Source organism: Streptantibioticus cattleyicolor NRRL 8057 = DSM 46488 (genome assembly GCF_000240165.1).
GTDB lineage: Bacteria > Actinomycetota > Actinomycetes > Streptomycetales > Streptomycetaceae > Streptantibioticus > Streptantibioticus cattleyicolor.
Window position 1 is genome coordinate 1,002,177 of the sequence record NC_017586.1, and the last position, 10,885, is coordinate 1,013,061.

Consider the following 10,885-nt stretch of genomic DNA (forward strand, 5'->3'; position numbering starts at 1 on the left):
CGGGTCAGAAGACCACCAGCGCCCGGCCGCCCCGTCCGGCCTGCATCGCCTCGAACGCCGCGGGGATGCCGGCCAGTCCGATGCGGTCGGTGACCATCGCGCCCAGGTCGAGCCGGCCGGCCAGCACGTGTCCGGCGAGCACCGGCAGATCGGCGGCCGGGTCGCTGTTGCCGTAGACGCAGCCGGAGAGCGTGCGGCCGAAGTGGAACAGCTCCAGCGCGCTGAAGGAGACCCGGTCCTCCTTGCCGCCGATGCCGACCACCGTGGTCCGCCCGCCGCGCCGGGTGGACGACCAGGCGGTACGGATGGTGGCGGCCCGGCCCACGCACTCGACGGCCACGTCGGCGCCGTGGCCGCCGGTCAGCTCGCGGATCCGCCGCGCGGTGTCCTCCCCGGCCAGGACGAATTCGGTGGCGCCGGCGGCCCGGGCCAGGCCCTCCTTGTGCGGGGAGACGTCCACCGCGAGGATCGGTCCGGCCCCGGCCAGCCGTGCCGCCTGGAGCACCGACAGCCCCACGCCGCCGGCCCCGAAGACCACGACCGACTCCCCCGGCCGCACCCGCGCCGCGTGGTGCACGGCTCCGTACCCGGTCAGCACCGCGCAGCCGAGCAGCGCGGCCTCGGTGGCCGGCACCCCGTCCGGCAGCGGCAGCACGGCGCCGGCGGCCACCACGGTCTCCTCGGCGAAGACCGCGGTGCCCAGGCCCGCGTGGAGTTCGGTGCCGTCGTCGGCCCGCCGGGCGTACGGCACGGCGGCGCCGGCCGCGGCGTTGGCGCACAGCCACGGCTCACCGAGCCCGCAGTAGTGGCAACGGCCGCAGGACGGCGCCCAGTTGAGCACCACGCGGTCGCCCGGGGCCACCGTGGTGACCCCGTCGCCCACCTCGGTGACCGTGCCCGCCCCCTCGTGGCCGAGGACCGCGGGCACCGGCTGGCGCAGCGTGCCGTTGGACAGCGACAGGTCGGAGTGGCACACCCCGGCGGCGGCCAGCCGGATGCGCACCTGGCCGGGGCCCGGCCGGGGCAGGTCGATCTCGGTGATCTCCAGCGGGGCTCCCACGGCGGGCAGGACGGCGGCACGGACCACGGACGGCTCCTCGATGCTCGGACGGCTTGCGGGGCTTGGCGTTCGGGGGTACGTCAGAACTGGAGCGACTTGGTCTGGAGGAACTCCTCCAGGCCGTGGACGCCGAGTTCGCGCCCGTTGCCCGACTGCTTGTAACCGCCGAACGGGGCCAGCGGGTTGAAGCGTCCGCCGTTGATGTCGACCTGGCCGGTGAGCATCCGGCGGGCGAAGGCGACCGCCTTCTCCTCGTCGGCGCACCACACGGCGCCGGCCAGCCCGTACACCGTGCCGTTGGCGATGGCCAGCGCCTCCTCCTCGTCCCGGTAGCCCATGACCGCCAGCACCGGGCCGAAGATCTCCTCCTGGGCGATGGTCATCTCCGGCGTGACGTCGGCGAAGACGGTGGGGCGCACGTAGTAGCCCTTCTCCAGGCCCTCGGGGGGCCGCGGGCCGCCGGCCACCAGGCGGGCGCCCTCCTCGACGCCCTTGGCGATGTAGCCGCGTACCCGGTCCCGTTGGCGCGCGCTGACCAGCGGGCCGAGCCGGGTGCCGGGCACCGTCGGGTCGCCGGGGACGTACTTGGCGGTGGCGGCCACGGCGAGGGCGACCGCCTCGTCGTACTGGTCGGCGTGGACCAGCATGCGGGTCCAGGCGCTGCACGTCTGGCCGGAGTTGGCGAAGACGTTGGCGACGCCGACGGCGACCGCGCGGCCGAGGTCGGCGCCGGGGAGGACGACGTTGGCCGACTTGCCGCCCAGTTCGAGGGCGACCCGCTTGACCGCGCCGCCGGCGAGCCGCGCGAGGTGCCGGCCGACGGCGGTGGAGCCGGTGAAGGAGACCATGTCGACCTCGTCGTGTCCGGCGAGCGCCTCGCCGGCGACGGGTCCGGTGCCGGTGACCACGTTGCAGACCCCGGGCGGGAAGCCGGCCTCGTGGACCGCTTCGGCGAAGACCCGGGCGACCAGCGGGGTGTCCTCGGCGGGCTTGAGGACCACGGTGCATCCGGCGGCGAGCGCGGGGACCACCTTGGCGGTGATCTGGTGCAGCGGGTAGTTCCACGGGGTGATCGCGGCGACCACGCCGACCGGTTCGCGCAGCACGGTGGAGTTGCCGGTGCGCGTGGTGAACTCGTAGCCGGCCAGCAGCGTGGCGTAGGACTCGGTGACGGTCACCGGCAGCTTGGCGCTGACCGCCTCGCTGAAGGCGAGCGGTGAGCCCAGTTCGGCGGTGACGGTGGCGGCGATCTCGTCGTGGCGGGCGCGCAGCGCGGCGGCGAGGGCGGAGATCCGGGCGGCCCGTTCGGCCGGGTCGGTGGCGGACCAGCGGGGGAAGGCGGCGCGGGCGGCGCGCACCGCGGCGTCCACGTCCCGGGCGTCCCCGGCCGGGACGGTGGCGATGACCTGTTCGTCGGCGGGGTTGACCACCTCGATCACCCCGGTGCCGGCGGCCGGCCGCCACCGCCCGTCGATGTACATCCCCTCGTGGGCCTTCACCTGTCGTCCTCCCGGGCCGGTTGGCTGAGCGCCCGCTCAAACTAGCGCTGCTAATAAGCGGTACGCCAGGAGACGTCCGCGTGCCGTGGGTCACTCGCGGTACCCGTTCCCCGTTGACGTGGCACGGATCCATTCCTACGGTTGAGCATAGGATTCCTTCCGGTGACGGGGAGCGACGATGAGCAGGACGCGACAGGGCGGCGGCGACGGGCCGGAGGCGACGCGCAAGACCGCCGCCGGCCTGGAGTACTCCTCCGGATTCGGCAACGAGCACGTGAGCGAGGCGGTACCCGGCGCGCTGCCGGTCGGCCGCAACTCCCCGCAGCGCCCGCCCCTCGGCCTCTACGCCGAGCAGCTCTCCGGCAGCGCCTTCACCGAGCCCCGGCACCACAACCGGCGCTCCTGGCTCTACCGGATCCGCCCCTCCGCCGCCCACCCGCCGTTCCGCCGGATCGACAACAAGCTGCTGCGCAGCGCCCCCTTCACCGAGACCGAGCCCGACCCCAACCGGCTGCGCTGGAGCCCGCCGCCGGCCCCCGAGGGCCCCACCGACTTCGTGGACGGCCTGGTGACCGTGGGCGGCAACGGCGACGTGCTGCAACGCACCGGCATCGGCATCCACTGGTACGTCGCCAACCGCTCGATGACCCGCCGGGTCTTCGGCGACTCCGACGGCGAGCTGCTGATCGTCCCCCAGCACGGCGGGCTGCTGCTCCGCACCGAACTGGGGCTGCTGGCCGCCGGGCCCGGCGAGGTGGCGCTGATCCCGCGCGGGGTGCGGTTCCGGGTGGAGCTGCTGGAGGCCGAGGCGCGCGGCTACGTCTGCGAGAACTACGGCCAGCCCTTCCGCCTGCCCGACCTCGGCCCGATCGGCGCCAACGGGCTCGCCAACCCCCGTGACTTCCTCGCCCCGACCGCGGCCTACGAGGACGTCGAGGAGCAGGTGGAGGTGGTCAACAAGTTCGGCGGCAACCTGTGGGCGGCCGACTACGACCACTCGCCGCTGGACGTGGTGGCCTGGCACGGCAACCACGTGCCGTACGTGTACGACCTGCGCCGCTTCAACGTGCTGGGCACCATCTCCTACGACCACCCGGATCCGTCGATCTTCACCGTGCTCACCTCGCCGTCGAACACCCCGGGGCTGGCCGGCGCCGACTTCGTGGTCTTCGCCCCGCGCTGGCTGGTCGGCGAGGACACCTTCCGGCCGCCGTACTTCCACCGCAACGTGATGAGCGAGTTCATGGGGCTGATCGAGGGCGCCTACGACGCCAAGGCCGAGGGGTTCGTGCCCGGTGGCGCCTCGCTGCACAACATGATGTCGGCGCACGGCCCGGACCGGGAGACCTTCGACCGGGCCAGCGCCGCCGAGTTGAAGCCGCACAAGGTGGACGACGGGCTGGCCTTCATGTTCGAGACCCGGTGGCCGGTGGTGCCCACCGCGCAGGCGCTGGCCGCACCGTTCCGGCAGCCGGAGTACGACGCGGTGTGGCAGGGTCTGGAGCGGCACTTCGACCGCTGAGGGGCCGGCTCAGGCGGGCGGCGGGGCGCCCGCAGACCGTCCGACCGATCCGGAGCACCGTGTGACCGCCTTCGTCCCCGATCCGCTCACCCTGAACCGCAGGCTTCCGCTGTGGTACCAGGTGTCGCAGTCGCTGCGCGCCTCGATACTGGGGCGCCCGGCCGACGCCCCGCTGCGGCTGCCCACCGAGGACGACCTGGCCGGCCACTACGGGGTCAGCGTGCTCACCATGCGGCAGGCGCTGAAGTCGCTGGAGGACGAGGGGCTGATCAGCCGGCACCGCAGGCGGGGCACGTTCATCGAGCCGGGGGCGCGCCGGGCGGCCCCGGTCCGGCTGCTGGGCTCGGTGGACGCCATCGTGGCCCAGCAGTCCGGACAGCGCACCACCGTGCTCGGCCACGGCCGGGTGCCGGTCCCCGCCGACCTCGCCGAGTACTTCCCGGGCGCCGCCGAGGTGGCCGTCTTCCGCCGGCTGCGCCACGACGAGGGCGGCGAGGCCACCAACTGGGCGGAGAACCACGTCGCCGCCGACCTCGCCGACCGCGTCGACCTGGCCGATCTGGAACGCTGGCCGATGACCAAGGTGCTGCGCGACCGTCTGAAGGTCGACATCAGCCGCATCACCGACACCGTCGAGGCCCGGCTGGCCGACCCGCGCACCGCCGAACTCCTCGGGGTCCCGCTGCTCAGCCCGATCCTCCACTACACCGGCGTCACCTACGACGACACCGGCCGGGTGGTCGACGTGGCCCGGATCCACTACCGCGGGGACCGGTTCGCCTTCTCGGTGACGATGGAAGCCCGTTAGGTGGGATCGGCGGGCTTGGGCGGGGCGGACGGGGGGCCACCAGTGCCGCGTCAGCCAGGGTTTGCCCGGTGAGGAGCGGCGTCCGGTGCGGTGGATCGCAAGGCGCCGGATCGGCCTCTCCCCCTGCTCCGCGGGGGTACCCCCGGGGTCTACTCGGCTGGTCCGGCAACGCCGCGAGGCACCGTGCCGGGCGTCGCGACGGGGCGAACCCTGGCTGACGCGGCACTAGGATGCGTGCGGTGAGCGACGACGTGCTCTTGCTCGACGACGTGCTGCCCTGGTCGGTCGAGCGGTTGCGGCTGGGGCGCGAGTGGGTGGCCGGACCGTGCGGCACGGCGCTCAAGGAGCGCTGGGAGGCGCTGGTGCGCGCCGGTGACGAGGCGGAGCGGGCCGCGCTCTTCGTCCCCACCCGGGCGCGTGATCCCTACCGCGGGGTGGCGCAGTTGCCGGGTCATCCGGTGGGCACCGGGCCGATCGCCGAGGAGCGCGGCCGGGCCCCGGAGCCGGTACGGGTGGTGCACGCCCCCTTCGACCACCAGTGGCTCATCCCGGACCACCGGCTGATCGACGTGGCGCGGCCGGAGTTGTGGCGGGTCGCCGACGACCGGCAGCTGTTCGTGGTGGAGCCGTCGTACGGGCCGCGGGCGGAGCCGGATCCGGTGCCGACGGTGACCGCGCTGCTGCCCAGCGGGCCGTGGCCGCCGGGCCGGATCCGTCCGCTCTACCGGCGCCCCGGCGGGCTGGACCCCAACGTCACGCCGGGGCTGGCCGATTGGCTGGCCGGGCGGTGGGGGCGGCCGGTCGGGGCGGAGGACCTGCTGGCGTGGATCGCCGCGGCGGCCCGTCCGGTGGCGGGCGGCTGCGCGGTGCCGTTGCCGTCCTCGCCGGCACTGCTGGACGAGGGGCTGGCGCTGGGCCGGCGGACGGTCTGGCTGCTCACCCGGGGCGCGGCCGGCAGCGGCGGACCCGGCGCGGGGCGCCCCCGGCTGCCCGGCGGACGCCGCCCGTACGTACGCGCCGCGCTGCCCGCGCGGGTCCCGATGCCCGATTACGACCCGCGGGAGGAGGCGCTGCTGATCGGCACCGGCCGGATCGCCCCGGTGCCGTGCGGGGCCTGGGAGTTCGAGATGGGCGGCGAGCCGGTGATCGAGGCGTGGTTCGCCCGCCGGGTGGAACGGATCCCGCGTACCGGGTGGCCGCAGGGGTGGACCTCGGAGCTGCTGGAGCTGATCACGATCCTGGCGCTGCTCGACGAACTCCTGGTGGAGCGGGCCGGGTTCACCACGCGGCTGGCCGCCGAGGACCACATCGGCCGGGCCGAACTGCGCCGCGCCGGGATCCTGCCGGTGCCCGCCTCGGCCCGCCGTCCGGCCTCGGTCCTGGATCACCAGGAGGAAGGCCCGGGAGGCCAGTTCGCGCTGTTGTGAGGGGGGCGGTCGCCGGGTGCGGAACGGGGGCGGGACGAGCGGGCCGGGCTCGTTGCGGGGATGGGGGTGCGCCGGGCGGACCGAGGGGCCGTTGGGGTCCCGTCGGTCCGGCTCGGCGGCAATGGATCAGCCGCGGCTGCCGAACAGCGAACGACGCAGCCGACGCAGCGGGGCGAAGAGCGAGACGCGAGCGCCCCGGTTCTCCCTGCCGTGCACGGTGTTGCGCGTCGTCAGCTCGCGCATCAGCAGCGTCGCCTCCACGGTCTCGCGCTGCGGGACGGCGGGGCCGCCGAGCACCGCGAGATGGCGGTCGAGGCGCGCGCTGGACGCACCGCTCCCGCAGGTGATGGCAGGCACACGCGCCCTGCTGCGCACTATTTGTTCCATAGATACTCCCCACCCGTACGAGGGCACCCGGCCCGGGCAGCGTAACCTTATCGCCCCCTGGCGTCACCCGCGTATCCACGGCCCCGGATTCACCTGCCCGGCAAGGGCGTTGACACGGTGGCGACGGGGTGGCGAAAGGGTCGGGCACGGCCGCCGGCGGGTACGTAACCAGACGAAACACCCCGTCCGCGACTCACCGGACGGGGTGGGCGAGCCGTCGCCGAGGAGGGCCCCGATGAGCGAACGCGCGGTCAGGGGAGGCCGCAGCGGACGGCTGCTGGCCGGGCGTTACCGGTTGCTCGACGGCGTCGGCCGGGGCGGCATGGGCGTGGTGTGGCGGGCCCGGGACGAACTCCTGGCGCGTGAGGTGGCGGTCAAGGAGGTACGGCCGCCGGCCGGTGTCGAGGAGCCCGGGGCCCGGCGGTTGTACGCCCGGCTGGAACAGGAGGCGCGCGCCGCGGCCCGGGTGCACCACCCCAACGCCATCACGGTCTTCGACGTCACCACCGACGGCGGCCGGCCGTGGATCGTGATGGAACTGGTGCACGGCCCCTCGCTCGCCGAGGTGCTGGCCGCCGAGGGCCGGCTCGATCCGGAGCGGGCGGCCCGGATCGGCGCGCGGGTGCTCGGCGCGTTGCGCACGGCGCACGCCGCCGGGGTGCTGCACCGGGACGTCAAGCCGGGCAACGTGCTGCTGGACGGCGGCGGCCGGGTGGTGCTCACCGACTTCGGGCTGGCCGCCGTCGAGGGGGCGGCGGCGCTCACCCCGATCGGGGAGTTGCTGGGCTCCCCCGACTACCTGGCCCCCGAGCGCGCGGTGGGGCGGCGGCCCGGTCCGCCGTGCGACCTGTGGTCGCTGGGGGTAACGCTCTACCTGGCGGTGGAGGGGCTGCTGCCGTTCCACCGCGACACCCCGCTGGACACCCTGCGGGCCGTGGTGGACGAGGACTATCCGCCGCCGCGCCGGGCCGACGGGCTCGGTCCGGTGCTGGAGGGACTGCTGCGCAAGGATCCGGCGGCCCGGATGGACGGCTGGCAGGCGCAGCGGCTGCTGGACGCGGTGGCGTCGCGGCGGGCCGGGCCGCCGGTGCCGGCCGGTGCCCGGGGGTCCGGCGCCCCGGTGCCGTTGCCGGTGCCGGTGCAAGTGCCGGCGCCGGTGTTCCGGGACGAACCGCGGCCGGTGCGGCCGGTGCGGCGGGCGGCGACGCTGGCCGCGGCGCTGACGCTGGCGGGGTGCGGGATGGCGTGGACGCTACTGTGGCCGGCCGGGTCGCCGGCGCCGCCCGTCGTGGTCAGCGTGCGGCTGACGGCGGTGCGGGACCGGTACGCCGGGGGGTGTCCGCCGTCGGCGGCGCGGGCGCCGGAGTTCGCGGCGGTGGTGCGGGTGGGCGCGGGGCCGCCCCGGATGGTCTACCGGTGGACGACGGACCGCGGGCCGGCCACCGGGTGGCGGGCCGCCGCGCTCCCCCCGGGCGGCGTGCGGCAGTTGACGCTGCGCCAGGCCGTGGCGGTCGCCGGGGGGCGGACGGGGTGGGTGGCGGTGCAGGTGCGCGAGCCGGTGGCGTACACCTCGGGGCGGGCCGCGTTCACCGTGGCGTGCGCGGGGGCGCCCGGTCCGGCGGCGGAACGGGCGCCCGGCGGCTCAGCCGGCCGCGGCGGTGAACACCGGCAGGTAACCGCCGGACTGGCCGGCGGCGGTGGGGTGGTAGGACTCGGAGACCGGGTAGGTCAGGCTGTGCAGCCACCAGACGCCGCTGGAGCAGATCTCGTGGGGCGCGAAGGCGGCGCGCACGTCGCCGAAGGTGAAGCCGTGGTCGGCGGCGCGCTTGGCGATGACCCCGTCGAGCAGGTCGGCGGCGTCGTCGATGGCCTGCCGCTTGGTGTCGCTCAGGCCCAGCAGGCAGTCGCCGTCGATCTGGTAGAAGCGCGGGTAGCCGAGGACGACGACGTGGGCGGCGGGGGACTTGGCGCTGATCGCCGAGTAGACGTTGTCGAGCAGTGCGGGCAGGGTGTTCTGGGCGTATGCGCGTGCCTGGTCGATGCGGTTGACGCAGGTGCTGTCGGAGCCGGTGACGCAGGTGGTCATCACGTCGGAGAAGCCGGCGTCGTTGCCGCCGATGGTGATGCTGACCAGGCCGGTGGTGGGGGTGAGCGAGGAGAGCTGGCTCTTCAGGACGTCGCCGGTCTTGGCACCGCCGCACGCGGCGAACGCGAAGGACGAGGGGGCGTGCGCCGCCGCCCACAGGTAGGGGTACGCCTTCGTGCTGCGCGAACAGCTGCCGCTGGAGCCGATGTAGCTGCCGGCGCCGACGCCTGCCGAGTAGGAGTCGCCGAGAGCGACGTAACCGGGCCCCGCCGCGCCCGCGGTGCCCGTCTGGAACAGGGCGAAGCAGCAGGCGAGAAGGAACGCGGACGCGGCGGCGACAATTCGGGGCAATCTCATGGAACCTCCCTTAGCAGAAGTTCTGCCACACCTGTGGTAGCAGCACGCCGCGTCAGCAGGAAGTGTCCATGCCAAAAATTCCTCCGTTCGGGCGCCTTCGCCAGGGTGTCGGCATCCGTTCCCACCAGGGCGGTTGACGGCGCACGCGCCGGCGCCCGGCGGTGGCGGGTGGTCAACCGGCGCGGCCGGACGCGCACTTGAGCGGCGCGGGGCGCGGAACGCGCACGGAGGAGGAGAGTTGAGCGCCTACGTCCCGGTACCGGGTCAGTCGTCGTAGGCGGCGCGCAGCGCCTCGTGGACGGCGGCGAGCGCGGCCTGCTGGTCCAGGCCGAGCCGGCGGGCGCGCTGGGCGTAACCGGCGGCGGCGAGCGCGGCCTCGCGGGCGGCGGTGTCACCGGCCGGGGCGATCAGCGTGCCGTTGCGACCGTGGGTCTCGATCACGCCGTCCGCCTCCAGCGCCCGGTACGCCTTGGCCACCGTGTTGGCCGCCAGCCCCAGTTCGGCGGCGAGGCCGCGCACCGTCGGCATCCGGTACCCCACCGGCAGCGCACCGCTCCTGGCCTGGTCGGCGACCTGCTCACGCAGTTGCTCGAAGGGGGCGGTGGCCGACCCGGGGTCGATGGTGATCTTCAGGCTCACGTACGGTCTCCCGCTGACAGCGGCGGCCGGCCCGGATGACCGGGGCCGCCGGATGGCTCGCTCTCATTGTGCGCCACCCGGGCCGGCGGGAGGCGGCGGGGAGGCGCGCACGGCGGCGCCGGGACGGTTCGCCCGGCGCCGCCCGTCCGGCTCAGAGCGCGTCGGCGCAGCTGGTCGGGGTGGCGTGGGCGGGGTCGAGGGCGTTGCCGACCTCGTGGTAGGCGACGCGGTCGGTCAGTCCGATGGTCACATGCTCGGAGACGTCGACCGGACACAGGTCCTGGAGGAGCACGTTGTGCACGTCCGGGCCGGAGAGGAACTGCGAGGAGACCGGGGTGACCACCTCGTCGTAGCGGGTGGCGATCACGGTGTAGTGGACGCCGGGGACGGTGTCGCCGCCCGCGTTGAGCCTGGTGATGAACGGCGAGCCGGCGATCTGGTCGGTCAGGCCGGGCGGCAGGGTCTTGTCGATCACCTCGGCGGCGCCGGGGAAGTACGGCAGCAGCTTGGTGAGGCCGTCCAGGGTGGTGCCGTGGTTGTCGGGGGCGATCCCGACGTAGGCGTTCACCTTGGGGGCGCCGCCGAGGAACTTCAGGTAGTAGCGGGGCATCATGCCGCCCTGGCTGTGGCCGACGATGTCGACCTTGGCGGCGCCGGTGGCCGCGAGGACCTTGTCGACCTCGTCGGACAGCTGCCGGGCGGAGTCGGCGATCGGGCCGAGACCGTCGAAGACCGGGACGCCGGGCAGTTGGCCGTAGTCGAAGGAGAAGACGCAGTAGCCGCGCTCGGCCAGGTAGGGCGCCAGGGCGAGCCAGTTGTCGGTGCCGTTGCCGAAGGTGCCGTGGACGAGGACCACGGGGTCGGGGTGGGCGGCCGACGGGGTGCAGGAGTAGTCGTTCCAGCCGCTGCTGGGGGTGGCGGCGTCGGCGGCCGTGGGGGTGGCCGCGAGCGTCGCCGCGCATACCAGGGCGGCCAGCAGGGCGAGTGGGCTGCGGGGGGCGGGAGAGCGGTTCCAGGGCAGCTTCATGGGGACTCCTCGCAGGTCAGGGATGAGCGAGGCCGGTGCGCCCTGAGATCCGGATCACAGGTTTGGCCGTGTC

At 74.7% G+C, this 10,885-nt stretch carries 9 protein-coding genes and 1 pseudogene; 4 read left to right on the forward strand and 6 right to left on the reverse strand.

Going from position 1 to position 10,885, the window contains the following annotated elements:
• Positions 1 to 4: 4 nt before the first annotated feature.
• Both SCATT_RS04170 and SCATT_RS04175 read right to left on the reverse strand, forming a co-directional pair.
• Entirely contained in the window at positions 5 to 1,087 is a 1,083-nt protein-coding gene (locus tag SCATT_RS04170; RefSeq protein WP_014141685.1) for a zinc-binding dehydrogenase, read from the reverse strand.
• A gap of 53 nt (positions 1,088 to 1,140) precedes the next feature.
• Positions 1,141 to 2,559, reverse strand: coding sequence for an aldehyde dehydrogenase family protein (locus SCATT_RS04175; protein ID WP_014141686.1), 1,419 nt, complete (start codon positions 2,557 to 2,559; stop codon positions 1,141 to 1,143).
• A 178-nt stretch (positions 2,560 to 2,737) separates the two neighbouring features.
• Between SCATT_RS04175 and hmgA the strand changes: the two genes are divergently transcribed.
• From hmgA to SCATT_RS04190, 3 genes are all read left to right on the forward strand, one after another.
• Positions 2,738 to 4,081 (forward strand): homogentisate 1,2-dioxygenase, encoded by a 1,344-nt coding sequence (gene hmgA / locus SCATT_RS04180; RefSeq protein ID WP_014141687.1) that lies wholly within the window; start codon positions 2,738 to 2,740, stop codon positions 4,079 to 4,081.
• Positions 4,082 to 4,142: 61 nt separating this feature from the next.
• Entirely contained in the window at positions 4,143 to 4,889 is a 747-nt protein-coding gene (locus SCATT_RS04185; protein ID WP_014141688.1) for a GntR family transcriptional regulator, read from the forward strand.
• 239 nt (positions 4,890 to 5,128) lie between these two features.
• Positions 5,129 to 6,316 carry a type ISP restriction/modification enzyme gene (locus SCATT_RS04190; protein WP_014141689.1) on the forward strand — a complete coding sequence of 396 codons (1,188 nt, stop codon included), beginning with the start codon at positions 5,129 to 5,131 and terminating at the stop codon, positions 6,314 to 6,316.
• A gap of 126 nt (positions 6,317 to 6,442) precedes the next feature.
• Here SCATT_RS04190 and SCATT_RS04195 read toward each other — a convergent pair whose 3' ends face one another.
• Positions 6,443 to 6,703 (reverse strand): hypothetical protein, encoded by a 261-nt coding sequence (locus SCATT_RS04195; RefSeq protein ID WP_086010084.1) that lies wholly within the window; start codon positions 6,701 to 6,703, stop codon positions 6,443 to 6,445.
• A 235-nt stretch (positions 6,704 to 6,938) separates the two neighbouring features.
• Here SCATT_RS04195 and SCATT_RS39335 point away from each other — a divergent pair.
• A pseudogene (locus SCATT_RS39335) lies at positions 6,939 to 7,718 on the forward strand (serine/threonine-protein kinase); the annotation flags it as partial.
• 627 nt (positions 7,719 to 8,345) lie between these two features.
• Here SCATT_RS39335 and SCATT_RS04210 read toward each other — a convergent pair.
• The 3 genes from SCATT_RS04210 to SCATT_RS04220 all read right to left on the reverse strand — a co-directional run bounded on the left by SCATT_RS04210 (position 8,346) and on the right by SCATT_RS04220 (position 10,812).
• Positions 8,346 to 9,146 (reverse strand): SGNH/GDSL hydrolase family protein, encoded by an 801-nt coding sequence (locus SCATT_RS04210; protein WP_014141691.1) that lies wholly within the window; start codon positions 9,144 to 9,146, stop codon positions 8,346 to 8,348.
• A 264-nt stretch (positions 9,147 to 9,410) separates the two neighbouring features.
• Positions 9,411 to 9,785, reverse strand: coding sequence for a GntR family transcriptional regulator (locus SCATT_RS04215; protein ID WP_014141692.1), 375 nt, complete (start codon positions 9,783 to 9,785; stop codon positions 9,411 to 9,413).
• Positions 9,786 to 9,936: 151 nt separating this feature from the next.
• Positions 9,937 to 10,812 (reverse strand): esterase/lipase family protein, encoded by an 876-nt coding sequence (locus SCATT_RS04220; RefSeq protein WP_014141693.1) that lies wholly within the window; start codon positions 10,810 to 10,812, stop codon positions 9,937 to 9,939.
• Positions 10,813 to 10,885 lie beyond the last annotated feature (73 nt).

Excerpts from the sequence above, each read along its gene's own strand:
- SCATT_RS04195 (WP_086010084.1), bottom strand. The coding sequence starts at position 6,703 with ATGGAACAAATAGTGCGCAGCAGGGCGCGTGTGCCTGCCATCACCTGC.
- SCATT_RS04210 (WP_014141691.1), bottom strand. The coding sequence starts at position 9,146 with ATGAGATTGCCCCGAATTGTCGCCGCCGCGTCCGCGTTCCTTCTCGCC.
- SCATT_RS04220 (WP_014141693.1), bottom strand. The coding sequence starts at position 10,812 with ATGAAGCTGCCCTGGAACCGCTCTCCCGCCCCCCGCAGCCCACTCGCC.
- hmgA (WP_014141687.1), top strand. The coding sequence starts at position 2,738 with ATGAGCAGGACGCGACAGGGCGGCGGCGACGGGCCGGAGGCGACGCGC.